Below are 18164 nucleotides of genomic sequence, written 5' to 3'. Positions count from 1 at the left end.
CTCCTCACGTACGGTGTGAAAACGGGGTGTTGACGGCCGACGGCGGTGTCAGCCCTTGGTCGCGCCCAATGTGATACCGCCGATCAACTGCCGTTCGGCCACCGCGTAGAAGGCCAGCGCAGGTGCCATGGACAGGACCAGGTAGGCGAAGATGCGGGCGGTGTCGCTGGAGTACTGGCCCTGGAACTGCTGGACGCCGACCGGGATCGTCCACCAGGTGGGTTCGCTGAAGACGAGCAGTGGGAGCAGGAAGTTGTTCCAGCTGGTCACCACGGCGAGGACGGAGACGGTGCCGAGCGCGGGCCGCGCCATCGGCAGCAGGACCCGCCAGAAGAAGCCGAACGCGGAGCAGCCGTCGAGCGTGGCTGCCTCCTCCAGTTCGCCGGGGATCTCCCGGAAGAAGTTGCGCAGGATGACCACGGTCATGGGCAGCCCGAACGCGGCCTGCGGCAGGATCACGCCCCACGGGTTGTCGAGCAGTCCGAACGTGCGCAGGAGCACGAACAACGGCAGGATCGCCACCGCGAACGGGAACATCAGGCCGACCGTGAAGAGGGCGAAGAGCACCTCCCGTCCCCGGAAGGCGAATCGGGCGAGCGCGAACGCGGCGAGCGCAGCGGCACCCACCGTCAGCACGGTGGTCGCGACGGCGATCAGGGTCGACGAGCCGAGCATGCGCCAGAACGCGCTGTCCTTGAGGATGTCGGTGTAGTTCCTCGTCACCCACGGGGACGGCAGGCCGAACGAGTTGCCGGAGAGCTGGTCGGTGGACTTGAAGCCGGACATGAGCGCGTACAGCAGCGGCGTCACCATGACGACGCCGATCAGCCACACAGTCACGTACAGGGGCAGGGACTTGAAGCTGCGTCGCCGTGCAGTCGGAGCCGGGGCCGTCATCGGGATCCTCGCATGTTCGTGAGGGCGCCTTCGGTGTCGCGGCGCAGCACATAGCGCTGGTAGAAGAGGGCGAAGACGAGGCTGATGAGGAACATGACGATCGAGATCGCGCTGGCGTACCCCATCTGGTAGCGCTTGAAGCCGAACTGGAACATCGTGACCGCCATGGTCTCGGAGTGGTGGTCGGGTCCGCCCTGCGTCACCACCCACACCAGGTCGAAGAGCTGGATCGCGCCGATCACGGACAGGAAGATGCTCATCCGGATCGTCGGTCCGAGCAGGGGCAGGGTGATGTGGCGGAAACGCTGCCAGGCGTTCGCCCCGTCGAGGCGGGCGGCTTCCGTCAGTTCGGCCGGAATGCCCTGAAGCCCTGCCAGGAGCAGCATCATGTGGAATCCGAAGTACTTCCAGGTCATGACCAGGAAGAGGGTCGCCAGGACGGTGTTCTGGCCGGCGAACCAGAGGCCGCCGGCGCCGCCGAGGCCGACGGCGCCGAGCACTTTGTCGGCGAGCCCGCTGTCCGGCGCGAAGATCATCGAGAACAGCACGCCGGTGATGACTTCCGACAGGACGTACGGGGCGAAGAACAGCATCCGGTAGACGGCGCGGCCGCGCAGTTTCTGGTTGAGGAGCACGGCCATGGCGAGCGCGAACGGGAGTTGCAGGCCGAGCGAGAGCCCCACCAGGAGCAGGCCGCGCCACAGGTCGCCGAGGAACACCGGATCCTGGAACAGGCGGGTGAAGTTGTCCACGCCCACGAAGTCCGAAGGCGAACCGAAACCACCCCAGTTGAAGAAGCAGACGTATCCCGCGTACAGGATCGGGATCGCCACGAACACGAGGAACAGAGCGAGCCCGGGGACGGTGAACAGGAAGGCGGTCAGCCAGTCTCGCACCCGGCGGGCCACCGGCCGCCGGTTCCTCGCCTGACCGGTCGGCGACCCCTCTCCCAGAGCGGGTTCCGCGTCCTCGATCTGGGTCGAAGTCATCGTCATCTACTGGCTCTTCGCGACCTGGGTGATGGAACGGGTCACCTCTTGCGGGGACTTGGAGCCCGCGATGAGCGCGGCCACCGAGTCGTTGACCTCCTGGCCGACGGCCGGCGGATAGGCCTGGTCGAGGTAGAGCTGGAAGGCCGTGGCGGCGTTCAGCAGGTCGGAGACTGCCTTGAGGTTGGGATCGGTGAGGGCGTCCCGGGCCTTCGTGTTCACCGGGATCATCCCGCCTTCCCTGACGAGCCTGCTGTCGCTCTCGGGGCCGACGAACCACTTCAGGAAGTCGAGGGCCTCCTTGGGCCCGCCCTTGCGCAGCGCGTAGCCGCCGCCACCGCCGAAGACGTCGGTGGGCTTGCCCTTGCCGCCGTCGACCGCCGGGAAGGGGAAGAAGCCGAGGTCGGAGCCGATGCCCTTGCCCTCCGACTTCTGCGTATTGGGCGCCCACTGGCCCATCAGTTCCATGGCCGCCTTGGCGTTGCCCATGGTGGCTGCCTCACCGGTCGGCCCCGGGTACGCGGCACCCAGGAAGCCCTTCTGGAACGGCTGCAGGTCCACGAGTTCCTTGAGGTGCTCGCCCGCCTTGACGAAGTCGTCGCCGCTGAAGTCCTTCGCGTCCGCGGCCTTCTGCATTCCGTCGACCCCGGCGATACGGATCGCCAGATACGCCCAGTAGTACATGCCGGGCCACTTCTCCTTGCCGGCGAGGGCGATCGGCGTGATGCCGGCCGTCTTGAGCTTCTTGACGGCGTCGAGGAGTTCGGCCCAGGTCGTGGGCGGGGCGGCGATCTTGGCCTGCTTGAAGAGCGCCTTGTTGTACCAGAAGCCGACGGCTCCGATGTCGACCGGAACGGCGTAGGTCCGGCCGTCGAACTCGTACGCCTTGCGCGAGGCGGGCACCAGGTCGCCGATCCAGTCCTTGACCTGGTCGGTGATGTCCTCGGTGAGACCTGCGTCGACCTGCTGCTTGAGGACGCCACCGCCCCAGGTGTTGTACAGGTCGGGCAGCTTTCCCGTACCGACGAGGGCTGTCATCTTCGACTTGAAGGCGTCGTTCTCCAGCGGCACGAGCTTGATCTTGACCTTGGGATGCGCCTTCTCGTACGCCTTGGCTTGCTGGGGCCACAAGTGCTTGCCGGGCTCCGTGGTCTGGATGTGCCACCACTCGACAACGGTCCTGCCCTGGCTGTCCTTGCCGCCGCCGGAGTCGGAGCTCCCGCACGACGTGAGCACGGCGGTGCCCAGCCCCGCGACGGAGACCACTCCAAGGAAGCGGCGACGGGAGAGAGAAGAAGGGGCAGTGTCTGGCATGACACACCTTCCGGAAGAGATCCGTAAATTATCGGGGAGGTGGCCACGGAAATTACGGGCATGCGTCGGGGGTGTCAACGGCCTTGACAAAAAGCGCCGTTGACACCCCCGGAGTATTACGTTCCGTTACGCTTGGCGCGGCGCTGCCGTACTGGCCCTGACCACGAGTTCCGTCGCCAGTTCGACCCGTGGCGACGCGGGGGCGACCGAGCGTGCGAGATCGAGGACCGAGCGCGCCGCCAACTTGCCCATGTCCGCGAGAGGTTGGCGCACGGTCGTCAGCGGCGGCGCGGACCAGCGCACCTCCGGCAGGTCGTCGAAGCCGACGATGCTCATGTCCTCGGGCACCCTGAGGCCACGCCGCCGCAGTGCCTCGATCGCGCCGAGCGCCATCTGGTCGCTGGCCGCGAAGATCGCGGTCGGCGGGTCGGCCAGGTCGAGCAGGCAGCCCGCGCCCGTGAAGCCGGACTCGTGGTAAAAGTCGCCAGGCACGATGAGTTCGTCGGCGGCCGGCACGCCCGCGACGTCGAGCGCGGCCCGGTAGCCGTCGAGCCGGGCCCGGGAGCACAGCAGCCGCGGCGGGCCCTCGATGAACCCGATGCGCCGGTGCCCGAGGTGCAGCAGATACTCGGTGGCCGCCATGCCGCCCGCCCAGTTGGTGGCGCCGACGGTCGGCGCCTCGGTGGCGGGTGATCCGGCCGGGTCGATCACCACCAACGGAACGCCCAGACGCCGCAGTTCGTCGTGCAGGCCCGGCTCCAGGGCCGAGGTCACCAGGATCACGCCGTCCGAGGCGCGGGCTCGCAGATTGGTCATCCACTGGCGCGCGGCACCCGCCCGGTCGTGGATCGCGGAGACGACGGTGCCGACTCCCGCCTCGTGGGCGACCTCCTCCACGCCCCGGATGATCTCCACGGCCCACGGGCTGTCCAGATCGTTGAAGACCAGGTCGAGCAGGGCCGCCCGGTCGCCCGTGGGCCTGCGCCGGTAGCCGTGCCGGTGCAGCAGGTCCTCGACCCGGGCCCGGGTGGCGGGCGAGACGTCGGAGCGTCCGTTGACGACCCGCGAGACGGTCGGCACCGACACGCCGGCCTCTCGCGCGATCTCGGTGATCGTCACCTTGGCCGGCCCGTCCGGGCTCCGCGTGGCTGTCTTGCGCTGAGCGCCTTCCCCGGCCACATTCCCCTCCTCCGTCGACATGTGCTCCCGAAAGGTCTACGCCCTCCTTCCGGAAACCGTAGGACATGCCGTCGACCGGTCGCCGGTCAAGCCCTCCGCCCATACGACCCGTCGAACATCGGCCTCGAATCTGGGCCCTGGCGCCGGGCGGATTCAGGATCCCGGCAGGCCGACGCAGATGCGGGCGGGGGCCTGGGCGCGCCGGGCGAAGGGGATCTCCTCGACGTACCCGAGCGTGGGGTGAGCGGCGCATCGGGGTGCGCGGCGGATGCCAGGGCTCCTGCCAGAAGGTGTCGAAGTCATCCGGTTCGCCCAGCGGCGGCCGGTGTCACTCCGTTTCGCTCGGGGGCAGGTCGAAGGCGGTCACCAGGCCTCCCATGGGGGTCAGGAACGCTGCGGCATCGGTCCAGGGATGTGAAGGCCGTTCGGCATTCCGGCCAACTCCCGTACGTACGCACCCCATTGACAGGGTCCAAGAGCGGTCCTAGGTTGCGGTGTTGTTTCCGGAAGACTCTCGGAACTTCTCGGTCCTCGTTCCCGATACCGCCTTTCCCGGCTGCGCACTGCCCGTGAGACGAAAGGCCCAGCATGAGTTCCTCCTCCACCATGATCGCCGCCGCCCCGTGGCGGACCTGCGTCGGCACGGGCCGCATGGACCTCACGCTGCGTCGCGACCACCGGGAGTCCCTTGCCCTGGTGCAGCGCGAGATCGGCTTCGGGTACATCCGGGGGCACGGGCTGCTCAGTGACGGCATGGGGGTGTACCGCCCGTACGAGTGGCAAGGCGAGCGGCGGGTCCACCATGCGTTCACGTACGTCGATCAGGTCATCGACAGCTATCTGGAACTCGGCATCCGGCCGTTCCTCGAACTCGGCTTCATGCCGGGCGAGTTGGCGTCAGGCGACCAGACGGTGTTCTGGTGGGGCGGCAACGTCACGCCGCCGTCCTCATGCAGGGAATGGGTGGACCTCGTGCGGGCGACGGTCCGCCATCTCGTGGACCGCTACGGGCTCGACGAGGTACGCACCTGGCCGATCGAGGTGTGGAACGAGCCGAACCTCCCGGACTTCTGGGAGGGCGCCGACGAGCACGCATATCACCGCCTGTACGAGATGACCGCGCACACCATCAAGGCGATCGACGCGTCGCTGCAGGTGGGCGGCCCGGCCGTGTCACCCGGCGCGGACGACTGGATCGGGCGGTTCGCCGCGTTCGCCGCGGCACGGGAGGTGCCGGTCGACTTCGTGTCCCGGCACGCGTACACGTCGGGGCCGGCCCAGCATGTGCCGTTCGGGGTGCATCAGACGCTGGGCCCGGCGCAGGGGCTGCTCGACCAGTTCGGTCAGCCCCGGCGCGCCCTCAAGGACACGGGTCTTGCCCACCTCCCAGTCCACATAACCGAGTTCAACTCCTCCTACCGGCCGGACAACCCGATCCACGACACCGCCTTCCATGCCGCGTACCTGGCTCCGGTCGTCGCGGAGGGCGGGGAGTACGCGGACTCCTTCTCGTACTGGACGTTCAGCGACATGTTCGAGGAGACGGGCGTACCGACCGCGCTGTTCCACGGCGGGTTCGGGCTGCTCACCCACCGGCAGGTGAAGAAGCCGACGTACCACCTCTATGCGTTTATGGCGCGGACGGGCGAGGTGGTACTTGCGCGCGGTGCCGACCATCTCGTGACGCGGCACGCCGACGGGCGGGTGGCGGTGCTCGCGTGGGCACCGGTGGACACGGACGGGCACCGGGTACGCCTCTCGGTGCCGACCGGTCCGGGCGAGGTGTTCACCCTGCGGTCGTCCGTCGACGGGGAGCGCGGCAACGCGTACACGGCGTGGCGGCGCATGGGCAGCCCCCTCTCCCCGGACCTGCGCCGGCTCGACCGGCTGCACGAGGCCGCCGAACCTGCGCGTACGCACGGCCGGGAGACCGCGCGGGACGGCATGGTCGGCCTCGATCTCGCGCTGGCCCGCCACGAAGTGACGCTGGTCGAGTTCGACCCGGTCCGCGACGAGACGCCTCCCTGGTGGGACGAGAGCCGACTCCTCGGCGGTGCCCCGTGAACATGCGCACGGCCGAGCTGGGCACGGGCCCGCTCTCCCGGGCCCACGGCGGCCGCCGTCATCGCTGCCATTCAGTTCACCGCGCTATGGACCCGTTGCCCAACGGTGAGCGAGGCATCCCGGGCGCACGGCGTTTCGCCGACAACGGCGCAAGCCGGCCAGGATGTCGGCGCGGGCCGGATTCCAGGAGGTATTGACGCTGCTCTTTGGTTCCCTATCATCCAAGCTGCTCGGTATTTCGACCTTCGAACGAGATACCGAACCAAGAGGTCACTCCACTCGCACAGCAGAGCACCGCCGAGTCGCGCCACCGCAACCACCGAGCCGCAAGGGGCATGCCGCACGACGCCAATGACATGCCCGCATCAATGTGTCTCGCGTCGACAGTCCGGGCAGCCCCTGATGGGGCCAACCGGAGCCGCTCACCCAAGGATGACGAGGTCCCCATGCCCAGACGAGTTTCAAGCCGCGGACATCTGCCCGCGGTGTTCGCCGCCACCGTCGCGGCCCTGCTCCTGCTGGCGGCGACACTTGTCGCCAACCCGGCTCAGGCGGCCACCAGCGGCGCCTTACGCGGTGTGGGTTCCGGCCGGTGTCTCGACGTACCGAACGCCAGCCAGACCGACGGCACCCACCCGCAGATCTGGGACTGCTCGGGCGGCACCAACCAGCAGTGGACATGGACGGACAGCAACCATCTGACCGTGTACGGCAACAAGTGTCTGGATGTTCCGGGCCACGCCACCGCGGCCGGTACCCAGGTGCGGATCTGGACTTGCAGCGGCGGTGCGAACCAGCAGTGGCGGGTGAATTCCGACGGCACGATCGTCGGCGTCGAATCCGGGCTATGCCTGGACGTCACCGGCGCCGGCACAGCCAACGGCACGGCGGTGGAGCTCTGGACGTGCAACGGCGGAAGCAACCAGAAATGGACAGGCCTGTCCGCGACGCCGGGCGGCGGCACCTGCTCCCTGCCGTCGACGTACCGATGGACGTCGACGGGTGCGCTGGCGCAGCCGGCGAACGGGTGGGTCTCACTGAANNACTGGTCGGACATGGCGTCGGCCGGCCAGACCGGGATGAGCCAGTCCACGGTGGCGCCCACGCTGTTCTACTTCGCGCCCAAGAACATCTGGGTCCTGGCGTCCCAGTGGGGCGCGTGGCCGTTCTTCTACCGCACGTCGAGCGACCCCACCAACCCCAACGGCTGGTCCTCGCCGCAGCCTCTGTTCACCGGCAGTATCCCAGGTTCCGGCACCGGGCCGATCGACCAGACCCTGATCGCCGACGGCCAGAACATGTACCTGTTCTTCGCCGGTGACAACGGCAAGATCTACCGGGCGAGCATGCCGATCGGGAACTTCCCCGGCAGCTTCGGCTCGTCCGCCACCACGGTCATGAGCGACTCCACGAACAGTCTGTTCGAGGCACCGCAGGTCTACAAAGTCAAGGACCAGAACCAGTACCTCATGATCGTCGAGGCGATAGGTGCGAACGGGCGCTACTTCCGCTCGTTCACGGCGTCCAGCCTCAGCGGTTCGTGGACCCCGCAGGCCGCCAGCGAAAGCACCCCCTTCGCGGGCAAGGCCAACAGCGGCGCCACCTGGACCAACGACATCAGCCACGGTGACCTGGTCCGCAACAACCCCGACCAGACCATGACCATCGACCCCTGCCACCTGCAGTTCCTCTACCAGGGCAAGTCCCCCGCGGCGACCGGCCCCTACGACCGACTGCCGTGGCGGCCGGGTGTCCTCACCCTGCAGCCCTGACCCGCCTGATCCACGGTGATCGCGATCGGGTGCGGTCCGCCGGCGTGTAGACGAGCGGTCTACGGCGCAGGCACCTCCACCCGCTGACCGATACCCGCCGCCTCAAGGAACCCCAGCCGTGCATCGGCTGGGGTTCCAATCGTTCGGGGACCAGGCGGAGGCCCGGAGGGGCTTGTCCGGCTGAAGGGTGTGCTCCTGATCCTGCGCGGCGTGGGCCTGGGCGCCGACGACCCGGTTCGGCGTTCTGCCGTCACCTGTCAGCACCATCATCCCCTTCGCCAAGGCCGCCTCGATCGGCGCCCGCACCGACGGCGGCACGGCCGGCGCCGACCGAGAAGTCCTCAGCCCGGCGAAGATGACGAATGCGCCCCCATCGGGGAGATGGGGGCGCATTCGTGCCTTCGCCTACTTGAGCGCTGTACCGCGCGAGTTGTGATAGGCGATCGTCTTGCGGATCAGGTTTCCGCCGTCGGACTCGGCCGTTGTCTGTTCCTGCTGTCCTGGACCGAAGAGCAGGCCGGCGACATGGGCGTTCGCGACCTGGTCCATGTGCGCGAAGAACCAGTCCACCTTGTCGTCCTTGTAATGGTTGAGAGTGTTGTTCTGCGCCATGTTGCCCACGGGGATCTGCCACAGGACCACCGGCTTGCCCACGGACTCGGCCATCGTCTTGTAGAACTTCAGCGCGGCGGCGGCCTTCTGGTCGGTCCAGAAGTGGTCACTGCCGCCGTGGGCCGGCTGTGCGTACCAGCCTGCGTCGCGGTCCGACACATCGGTGACCAGGAAGTCGGCGTTCTTCGCCCCGAGGTCCGCGTAGTCCTTGACGCATGCCTGTGTGTTGGTCTGCCAGTCGAAGCAGGAAAGGTGCAGCCCCGCGGCGGTGTTCGGCGCGTACTTGTGCGCCATCGATATCAGGCACTGGGCCAGGCCGGCGGCGCTGTTCTCCTGCGATCCGCAGTCCGTCGGATTCGAGGCCGTGACCTGCGCGGCGACCTGGTGCGGATTGCCGAGCGACCGGACGTAGCCCCAGAAGTCGGGTTCGAGGTCGATCGCGTCGTGCGACGTGCCGATCTTCTGGAGGAAGAAGCGGTAGTCGTTCAGGTATCGGGTGAGCAGGTCGGTCCTGTTGATGGCCTTGACCTCGCCCGGACCGTCGCCCTGGCCTGCCGCATCCCCGAGGTCGCGCAAGGAGTACCAGGTCCAGAGCATCTTCTGCGGGCGCGGGCTGCCCTTGTACGTCGCGTGGGCCGCCACGGTCTCCCGATAGGTCACGTACGTGCCGGGCGCCGTGGTGCTGCCGGTCCAGCAGCCCCACCAGCCCGACCACCCGTCGTGGCAGCGCGCTGCCGTGTAGTAGTCCGACGAGGGCGCGGGCTGGCTGTGCACATAGGCGTAGCGCACGTCGAACGGCGCGGCGGTCGCCGAGGCGTCAGTCATCGAGCCGCCGATGAGCACCGTGCTGCTGCCCATGAAACGTGTCGTCGAGCTGCCGCCACCAGCCTCGGGAGACGACGGCGACGACGGGTGCGAGCCGCTCGGAGCCTGGCTGGTGGGAACGCTGCCGCCCGGCGCGGTGGGCGTACCGGCGCTGCCGACACTCCCGGCCGGGACGAGTTGCCATTGCTGATCGGCGCCGCCCCGGTCGCGATCCTGGACGACGTCGCCCCCGTCGGCCTTGGCGGCGTTGTGGACCTCGACGGCCATGCCACTGAAGCGATTGATCAAACGCACGTAGCCGTCCGGCGACTTGGCCAGTTTGAACTGCTGGTTGGTGCCGTTCAGGTCTTTCCACTGCACGATGGCGGAGCCGGCGGTCTTCGACCAGCCGAGGTCGTCCAGCACCTTGCCGGAGTTCCGGTTCTGCAGCCGGTAGTACCCGTCACCCGCGTCGATGAACCGCCACTGCTGGTTGGCCCCGCCGTGGCGCGCCCACTGCACCACCGCCGCGCCGTCGTTCGTGGCGAAGCCGCGGTCGTCCAGCACCTTGCCGCTGTTGCGGTTGACCAGTACGTACGACTTCTTCAGATCCAGGGTTTGCTGCGCCGAAGCCTGGCTGACCACAACGGCGGAGCCGGCCACGACCACCATGACGAGGCCCGCCCAGAAGCCCCGACGCGCGAGCAACCGACGGCCACGATGCTTCGGGCGACCACCGCGGGCGTGGCCGTCGGCACGGCGGCCGTCGGCGCGGGACGCCACCGATGACGTGGGTGGACTGGGGACATGTCTGTGCTCTCGTTCAAGGGGCATGTCTGTGCTCTCTTTCAGTCGTGCGTCTGACCGGACCACCTGGCCGGACACCACTGAGTGGTCCGAGAGGCCGAAAAGGTTGCCGCGAAGATCCACGGAGTTTTTCCGCCTGCGCAGGGGTGAGAGGTGGTTCGGCCCAGATCGTCTTGCCTGCGCGGGTGTGACGGCTGCCCCACTGCTGTGAGAGCTGAGCGACGATGAGGAGACCCCGATCGCCTTCGTCGAAGAGGCGGGCACGCCGCAGATGCGGACGCTTCCTGCCGGTGCCAGGCGGCCAGACGTTCACCGGCGAGTTCACGGGCCAGGGCTACGACGGAGGGTTCGGCGGGTGACGCGCCCACGCCCCCGCCGATCGGCGGGGGTGAAGCAGCCGACTGCGGGATGGACAAGGCAGCAGAAATGCAAAATAATCCTTGCGGGCAATTGTCGTCCCGCTCGCAGACGGTCCATCGCAATTTGTTCACATTTCGTGAAGCCTGAATTCACCATTCGGGCAGGTGTTGCGAATCGAGCGTTTCGGCCATCGAATCCGCTGCCGGCATCTTGCAAACCAGCAGGTCAGGGCGGTTGTGTAACTCCTGCTCCCATGCGCGAAACGGCACATTGTCGCCGATGGGTGAGTGCCGTCACACCTCCCTGATAAACCGGCGAAGCATTCCCGTCGTCAGGCAGGTCAAGAACTTCTGTTCGTTGCTTCACGCGGCCTCGGCAGAGCTCGGAAAGGATGCTTCTTGACCACCACTCGATCCCCGATATCCACACGGGGCCCGGCTCGGCGTCGGGCGGACATGGCTGTGTTGGGAGGTGTGCGGCCGCCACTGGCGACCCTGCCGGTTCTGTTGGCGCTCGTCGCGGGCCTGACGGTGTTCGCCGTCGGGAGCGATGCCGAACGGGGCGTTCCCGAGGCCGTCCTCAGCTCCCAGCAGCACATGGCCGAGGACGGGGCGGTGGCGCTGCAGGGCGCCGTCGACCAGAGCGTCACCGATCTGCGGGCAGCGGCCGCGGACTTCGGTGGCTCCAAGTCCGTACCGGCGGACGGAATGCTGACCCGCCTCGACCGGGCCTACCGTAAGTGGCGCGGTACCGCCGTCGTCGACCTGTCCACCGGTCGGCTGCTCGCCTCGCAGGGCGAGGCCGTACCGCTCGGGAAGGTGGATCTCCGCGGGCTGCCGGCGAACCCGCCTCCGAGGCTGGTGCGGGACGACTCGGGCGTCACCCGGCTGCTGGTCTTTGCGACGCTGTCGCAAGGCGGCAGGCAGGAGTTGCTCGTCGCTTCGCAGAGCCTGAAGCTGCCGGGCATTTCCGTCGGCAGTAATCACACGCTGGGCGTCGTGGACCGTGGCGGGGCCACTCTCACCTCGACCGGGCCGGGATCCGGCACTGACCGGGCCAAGGCGCTGGTCGGCACCGCCGCCCGCGAGGCGCAGCGCAAGGGACCGTCGGACACCGCCGCTGCCGGCGGCTTCGACGGTCCGAGCGGCAGTCTCGTCGGGGCAGCGGACGGCAACACCCGTACCGCCGTCGGGTACGCCGGAGTGGCCCGGGGGCTTGCCGCGAAAGAGAGTCCGAGCAGTGGACTCGGACTGACGGTCGTCACGACGGTGCGAACCGAGCGTCATGGGGCCAGGACCGGCGACCTTCGGCTCGCCCTCCTCGCCGCGGCCGTGCTGCTGGCCCTCGCGGCCGGGGTCACCGCCGCCCTCCACATGGTGGTGCAGCGGCCTGTGCTGCGGTTGCGTCGCGAAGCGCGGAGACTCGGCTCGGGCGACCTCACGGCTCCCGTCCACGTGCCCCGCTTCGGGGAACCCGCCCGGGTCGGCGCCGCGCTGGAGGCACTGCGCCTTCAACTCCGTGGCAGGGACGACCCGTCGCAGGAGACAGCCGCGCAGCCACCGGCCAAGGGGCGTGTGCTGCTCGGGACCGGCAAGGGCCGGCATCGGCTCGGACTGCGCACCGTCCTTGTGGTGTGCGCGTTCGCTCTGCTGGCCTGGCCCGCGTCGATGCTGCTGACGCTCGGCAGCACCTGGCCGCACCCAGCTGCGGTCGTACCACGACTGATCACCGACGACCAGCGGCAACGCACCGAGACGACGGCGGATCGCGTGCGCAGGGGGATCAACGATGGATACGCGGATCTCGCCCATCTCGCCAACGTGATCGACGCTGCTCGGCCGGAGGAGGCGCGCAAGATCCTCGACAGATCCCTGGAGCAGCACGGCCGATATCAGTCCCTGTACGTCGTCGACGGCGCCGGTGAGATCCTCGTCCGTGCCGGCGGTGAACCCCGTACCCCGAAGAAGGTCCGCATCAGGCCCGGGGTCATGCAGACGAACACCTCCGGCAAGGAACCGGTGCTCGCCGCAGTGGCCGCTCAGCCGATCGAAGGTGCGCCGACGAGGTCAGGACGCCGCTATGTCGTGGGCGAGTTCAAGGTCCAGTACCTGGTCGGCATCCTCAACCGACCCGGCCTGGGCTCGGTGTGGCTGGTGGACTCCGCGCATCGGGTCATCGCGTCCAACAAGGGGTTCGTGGCCTTCGGGCGGGTCTCCGACGGCCGGCTGCGGGCCCAACTGGAGGCCGTCCGCACGACCAAGGGCTCCGCTGAGTTGCTGCTCGGCTGGAGGAATCCGGCGGTCGCCGCAGTGGCGCCGTTCAACGACAAGCTGGGCGTCGCGAGCGCACTCGGCTGGAAGGTCGCCTCGATCAGGCCGGTGTTGTGGATCGGTCTGCCCGAGTACCAGGCACAGCGGCGGATCATGCTCGTCGGTCTGCTGGGGGTGACCACGGGCGCCCTCTGCCTCGGCTGGCTGTACCTCGTCGTCGTCCGTCCGCTGCGTGAAATCGCCCAGGGAGCCGAGGCGTTGGCAGCCGGGGACCGCAGAACGGTGCTCTACCCGCGCTATCACGACGAGGTGGGATCCGTCGCCCGCAGCCTCGAACTGATCAGACAGCGACTCTCCCGCACCGACACACCGCCCGCGCCCGGTTCCCCGGACGGGGCGCCCACCCCCTCCACTTCCCCGTCCGGCCCCGGTCCCAGGAGCTGACCCGCCGTGCTCTTCCTGTACTGCGTCCTCGCGACGTGCTGCGCCGGCCTGCTCGTCGCAGGCATCGTCGAACAGCGCCGCCATGACGCGAATCTCGTCGCCATACCCACCCGAGTGCTGGTCAACGGCATTCGCGGTAAGTCCTCCATCACCCGGCTGTGCGCGGGCGCGCTGCGCGGCAGCGGCCTGGTGACCGTCGCCAAGACCACGGGCACCGCGGCCCGGTTCATCCATCCCGATGCCACCGAAGAGCCGGTCTACCGCAAGTTCGGCATCGCCAACGTCGTGGAGCAGATCGGCATCGTCCGGCGGGCCGCCACCTACCGACCCGATGCGCTGGTCATGGAGTGCATGGCCGTCATGCCCGCACTCCAGGAGATCAACCAGTCCAAGCTGATCCGCTCCACCATCGGCGTGCTCTGCAACGTCCGCGAGGACCATCTCGCCGAGATGGGCCCGACGTTGGACGATGTGGCCCGCTCCCTGTGCCGGTCCCTGCCGGAGGGCGGCGTCTGTGTCACCGCGGAGAAAGAGCGCTTCCCCATCCTCCAGGAGGAGGCCGACGCCCGGAACTGCCAGCTGATCTACGCCGACCCGCAGACCGTCACCGACGACGAACTGCGCGGCTTCAACTGGTTCACCTTCAAGGAGAACGTCGCCATCGCACTCGCGGTCGCCGAACTGCTCGGCGTCGACCGCGCGACCGCGCTGAAGGGAATGTACGAGGCGCCACCGGACCCGGGCGTGCTGTCCGTCGAGCGGTACCGCACCCCTGACGGAAAGCGGCTGCGATTCGCGAACGTCTTCGCCGCCAACGACCCCGAGTCAACGGTGATGAACATCAAACAGCTGCTCGAACTGGATGCGATCCAGCGTCCGTTGCACGTCGTCATCAACTGCCGCCCCGACCGTGTGGAGCGCAACGGGCAGATGGGCGCGCTCATCCCCCAGCTCGACCCGGAGACGGTGTTCCTCATCGGCCACCCCACCAAGTCGGCCGCCGACGCCATACCCAGCCACTGGACCGGGAACGTCGTCGATCTCGGCGGCGACCGCCGCGACCCCGACCGGCTCACCACGGATCTGCTGGCTCACCTGGGTCCGGACTCCTCGCTCGTCGCCATCGGCAACATCCACGGCCAGGGCGAACACTTCCTGGAGCGGCTCGCGGCACTCGCGCCCGAACCCCCCGACGCCGCCGACCCCGGCGATCCGACAGACGGCCGCACATCGCCCGATGCCCACTACAACTCCTCCCACGGAGAGTTCCGTTGATCCCCGCAGTAGTCACACCCCAGATCGCCGCCATCGGCATCGCACTCGGTCTGGCGTTCTCCCTCCTGTGCTACCTGACCACGAACCTCTCACCGGGCGGCATGATCACCCCCGGCTGGCTCGCCCTCACCCTCGTCGACGATCTGCGGCGCGCCGCCATGGTCGCGAGCGTGGCAGCCCTGACCTACCTGCTGACCAAGCTGCTGCAGCGCTTCGTCATCCTCTACGGCAAGCGGCTGTTCGCCGCCGTCGTGCTCACCGGTGTCCTGCTCCAGGCCGGGCTCTCCCTGTTGCTCCAGCAGCAGTTCCCCCTGCTGTTCGCCCATCAGGCCCTCGGGTTCATCGTCCCCGGACTCATCGCCTACCAGCTGGAGAGGCAGCCCAGGACGGCGACGGTCCTCTCCACCGGCGCGGTCACCTTCGCCACCTACGTGATTGTGGTGTCCGGGCTGCTGCTGGGCGCCCTGCCCACGACATGAGCCGCCCCCTCCCCGACACGCGGCGCCATCTCTCCTTCCATGTACCGGAGTTGACCAGTGAAACGCCTCCTGCCCGGAATCCGTAGGTTCTCCTTGACCAGGAACTCGGCCCTGTTCCTGGTGACAGCCGTCCTGCTCACGGCGAGCTGCGTGCTGACCGTGCGGTTCAGGCACCACACCGACCATGCGGAGGCATCACAGGCATCACCGGGTGCCGGAATACAGGCCAGTAGCGGCCAGCTGCACTTCGAGCGGATCGGCAACCCCGCCCGCACGGTCGCCCGAGACCGGCACGGCACCGTCATCGCCACGTTCACCGACGGCGCCCGTACGGCCGTACTGACAGGGCCCAGCAGGACCTTCGCGGAGCCACGTACGACGGATGCCCAGGTCGTCACCAAGAGCTGGGTGCGGCTGCTGCCCAAGGCATGGGCCCGTGGCGCGGAGCGGAGCGACTGGTTCAAGACCTGGCTCAGGTCCCGGCTCGGCAGCCGCGATCCCGACATCCTCGCCACGGCCTTCGACTACATGGCCGGTGCTCCGGCCCGGACGACGGCGGCGGGAGTCACATACAGCGGTGCCGCTCGCTACACACCCGGCACCACCAGCGACTCCGGGCGTGCTCTGCAGGGGAAGCCGCGCGTGGGTTCGGACTTCTACGACTACCTGGGCATCCCCTGGACCTTCCCCGACGCAGTCACCCGCCGCCCCGAGAAGGACCGCTCGCGCTCCGTCGACAGCTCCGGCTATGTCCGGCTGGTGTACGGATACCGCTCGGGGTTCCCGCTGAACAGCAGGGACAGCGCGGCGGGCAGCGGGCTGCAGCGGACCGCCGACGCGATCGCCCACGGGCGGCTCGGCGTACCCGTGATCCCCCTCACCGACCGCCGCCCCGCTGTCATCCAGCAGCTCCAGCCCGGCGACCTGGTCTTCTTCAGAACACGGGAGCTGCCCGGCGGACGGATCGGCCACATCGGGATCTACCTCGGCCTGGACACCGCCGACCACCCGCGTTTCATCTCCAGCCGGAAGAGCGCGGGCGGCCCCACCATGGGTGACAAGGGCGGTACCTCACGGCTCGACGGTGACGGCTACTACGCACAAGGACTGCGCGCGGCCCGCCGCCTCTGACCGCGCTCCGACCGGGCCGACGCCTTCAGGACGGTGGGTTCCAGCCTGTCGGCGGGGTGGATCCCGCTGACCGGCGGAGTGACCTTCGGTGAACGGTGCGCTGGGATGAGAAGGACGACGGGATCACGAGGAACTGCTGAGTTGACAGAGGGGGGCCGTGGCCCTGTCGGCGCTGGTGCACGCTCCAGCGGCGGTATGCCGGAGCCGGGCGTAAGGGCCCGTGCTGTTCGGCCGGGCGTCGTCCGTTGCACCGTCTGCCCGTGCTGGCGCCGGCAGACGCCCTTGTGGAGGCCCCGATGGAGTGGCCGCCAGTCTGTTCCGAGTTCTGAAGCGGATTCAAATGATCTCTGTCCTGATTGTGATCACCACGGTGGTGGCCGGCTGGTCGCTGGTCGCCGGGCGACTGGAACAACGACATGTGCGGGCTCCTCTGGTGCTGGTGCTCGCGGGAGTCGTCACGGGGGTGTTCACGCACAGCCATATCGCCGCCACGTTGAACTCCGAGGTCGCTCAGCATGTGGCCGAGGTCATCCTGGCCGTCCTGCTGTTCGTCGACGCCACCGAGCTGCCGGGCGGGCGACTGTTCGGCAACGACCCCGGCTCCGCCGCGCGGGCACTGCTGGTGGCCCTGCCGCTGAGCCTGATCACGATGGTGCTGCTGGGAACGCTGCTGCTGCCCGGGCTGCCGGTGGCGCTGCTGCTGCTGATCGCGTGCATCGTCGTCCCGACCGACTTCGCCCCGGCCGAGACGCTGGTCCGCGACCGGCGTATCCCGGCGAGGGTGCGCAGCGTGCTCAACGTGGAGAGCGGCTACAACGACGGCATCGTGTCGCCCCTCTTCCTGTTCGCACTGATCCTCGTCGGCACCAACTCGGTCACCCACACGCCCGTGCAGGCCCTCGGCACGGCCGTGCCGTTCGCGCTGAAGGCCCTCGTCGTCGGCTTCGTGGTGGGGGCGCTGGTGGCATGGCTGATCAATCTGGCCGACCGCGCAGCGTGGATGACGGAGCAGTCCCGGCGGATCGTCGTGCTGGTCACTCCGCTGCTCGCCTACACCGTGACCGTGGCGATGGACGGCAATGGCTTCGTGGCCTCGTTCGTGTGCGGGATCGCCTTCCGCTACGTCAGGCAGGCGCCGGTCCGCCGACGGGGCGCTTCGGCTCCCCACGCCTCGGACTTCCAGCTCATCGAGGACACCAACTCGATGATGACGATGTGCATGTGGTTCTTCTTCGGCAACGCCGTGGTGCTCGCCGTGGGCGACGGCGTCCACTGGCCCACCGTCGTGCTCTGCGTCGCCGCGCTCACCCTCGTGCGCATCCTTCCGGTCATGCTCGCCTTCCTCGGCTCGACGTTCACCTGGCGAGAACGGCTCATGGTCGGCGCGCTCGGACCACGCGGCACCACCTCCATCGTGTTCGGCCTGCTCGCGTTCAACGCTCTGCCGGACGGGCCGTACGCCGACACCGCCCTGTACGCCATGACCCTGACGGTGCTCGGCAGCGTTCTGCTCCACGGCGGCGGCTCGGTGGTCATCGCCCGGTCCCTGACCGGCCCGACCCCGTCGGCTGCCGACGGCCCGGGCTCCCCGAGGACTGACGAGGCGGACTCACAGGTCGTCGCCATGCGGAGTTGATGTGCCTGGCGGTGCTGCGCTTCTCGCGATGCTGTCGTGTCATGCGGTGCTGCGATCGTGGGGTTTCAAAATGGCTTCATCGGCTGTGATCTGCGAGTTTGTCGGTGGTCAGCCTGCCTGCCGGTACTCGT

At 68.5% G+C, this 18164-nt stretch carries 12 protein-coding genes; 7 read left to right on the top strand and 5 right to left on the bottom strand.

Features of this window, described 5'->3' with window-relative positions; translation table 11 throughout:
- Positions 1 to 48: 48 nt before the first annotated feature.
- The 4 genes from AV521_RS41925 to AV521_RS41910 form a co-directional block, all read right to left on the bottom strand.
- Positions 49 to 813 (bottom strand): carbohydrate ABC transporter permease, encoded by a 765-nt coding sequence (locus AV521_RS41925; protein ID WP_371917110.1) that lies wholly within the window; start codon positions 811 to 813, stop codon positions 49 to 51.
- Between the two features lie 80 nt (positions 814 to 893).
- The gene (locus tag AV521_RS41920; protein WP_076096823.1) at positions 894 to 1886 is read right to left on the bottom strand and encodes a carbohydrate ABC transporter permease; all 993 of its coding nucleotides are present in this window, start codon (positions 1884 to 1886) and stop codon (positions 894 to 896) included.
- A gap of 6 nt (positions 1887 to 1892) precedes the next feature.
- A complete protein-coding gene (locus tag AV521_RS41915) occupies positions 1893 to 3200 on the bottom strand; it encodes an extracellular solute-binding protein (protein ID WP_076096765.1) in 1308 nt (435 codons plus the stop codon).
- A gap of 126 nt (positions 3201 to 3326) precedes the next feature.
- Positions 3327 to 4379, bottom strand: coding sequence for a LacI family DNA-binding transcriptional regulator (locus AV521_RS41910; RefSeq protein ID WP_076096821.1), 1053 nt, complete (start codon positions 4377 to 4379; stop codon positions 3327 to 3329).
- Positions 4380 to 4967: 588 nt separating this feature from the next.
- Here AV521_RS41910 and AV521_RS41905 point away from each other — a divergent pair.
- A complete protein-coding gene (locus tag AV521_RS41905) occupies positions 4968 to 6443 on the top strand; it encodes a xylan 1,4-beta-xylosidase (protein WP_076096763.1) in 1476 nt (491 codons plus the stop codon).
- A gap of 446 nt (positions 6444 to 6889) precedes the next feature.
- Complete coding sequence (locus AV521_RS41900; protein ID WP_076096761.1) at positions 6890 to 8215, top strand: non-reducing end alpha-L-arabinofuranosidase family hydrolase; 1326 nt, start codon at positions 6890 to 6892, stop codon at positions 8213 to 8215.
- 405 nt (positions 8216 to 8620) lie between these two features.
- Here the strand turns inward: AV521_RS41900 and AV521_RS41890 are convergent, their stop codons facing one another.
- The gene (locus AV521_RS41890; RefSeq protein WP_256725933.1) at positions 8621 to 10339 is read right to left on the bottom strand and encodes an RICIN domain-containing protein; all 1719 of its coding nucleotides are present in this window, start codon (positions 10337 to 10339) and stop codon (positions 8621 to 8623) included.
- A 932-nt stretch (positions 10340 to 11271) separates the two neighbouring features.
- On the opposite strand from AV521_RS41890, the gene AV521_RS41880 reads away from it, so the two are divergent.
- From AV521_RS41880 to AV521_RS41860, 5 genes are all read left to right on the top strand, one after another.
- Positions 11272 to 13512 carry a cache and HAMP domain-containing protein gene (locus tag AV521_RS41880; protein WP_076096755.1) on the top strand — a complete coding sequence of 747 codons (2241 nt, stop codon included), beginning with the start codon at positions 11272 to 11274 and terminating at the stop codon, positions 13510 to 13512.
- 6 nt (positions 13513 to 13518) lie between these two features.
- Positions 13519 to 14787, top strand: coding sequence for a poly-gamma-glutamate synthase PgsB (pgsB, locus tag AV521_RS41875; RefSeq protein WP_076096753.1), 1269 nt, complete (start codon positions 13519 to 13521; stop codon positions 14785 to 14787).
- Complete coding sequence (locus tag AV521_RS41870) at positions 14784 to 15266, top strand: poly-gamma-glutamate biosynthesis protein PgsC/CapC (RefSeq protein ID WP_076096750.1); 483 nt, start codon at positions 14784 to 14786, stop codon at positions 15264 to 15266. The genes pgsB and AV521_RS41870 overlap by 4 nt, the downstream gene beginning before the upstream one ends.
- Positions 15267 to 15359: 93 nt before the next feature.
- Complete coding sequence (locus tag AV521_RS41865; protein ID WP_256725932.1) at positions 15360 to 16397, top strand: NlpC/P60 family protein; 1038 nt, start codon at positions 15360 to 15362, stop codon at positions 16395 to 16397.
- Between the two features lie 340 nt (positions 16398 to 16737).
- Positions 16738 to 18033, top strand: a complete 1296-nt coding sequence (locus AV521_RS41860; protein WP_076096748.1) for a sodium:proton antiporter — start codon at positions 16738 to 16740, stop codon at positions 18031 to 18033.
- Positions 18034 to 18164 lie beyond the last annotated feature (131 nt).

Source organism: Streptomyces sp. IMTB 2501, assembly GCF_001953885.1.
GTDB lineage: Bacteria > Actinomycetota > Actinomycetes > Streptomycetales > Streptomycetaceae > Streptomyces.
The sequence above is the reverse complement of the archived record's forward strand: the minus strand, read 5'-3'. Positions and strand labels throughout refer to the sequence as shown.

Bases quoted from the DNA above. Each gene is read 5' to 3' on its own strand.
- AV521_RS41905 (WP_076096763.1), top strand. From the start codon at position 4,968: ATGAGTTCCTCCTCCACCATGATCGCCGCCGCCCCGTGGCGGACCTGC.
- AV521_RS41920 (WP_076096823.1), bottom strand. From the start codon at position 1,886: ATGACTTCGACCCAGATCGAGGACGCGGAACCCGCTCTGGGAGAGGGG.
- AV521_RS41925 (WP_371917110.1), bottom strand. From the start codon at position 813: ATGGTGACGCCGCTGCTGTACGCGCTCATGTCCGGCTTCAAGTCCACC.
- AV521_RS41915 (WP_076096765.1), bottom strand. From the start codon at position 3,200: ATGCCAGACACTGCCCCTTCTTCTCTCTCCCGTCGCCGCTTCCTTGGA.
- AV521_RS41860 (WP_076096748.1), top strand. From the start codon at position 16,738: ATGATCTCTGTCCTGATTGTGATCACCACGGTGGTGGCCGGCTGGTCG.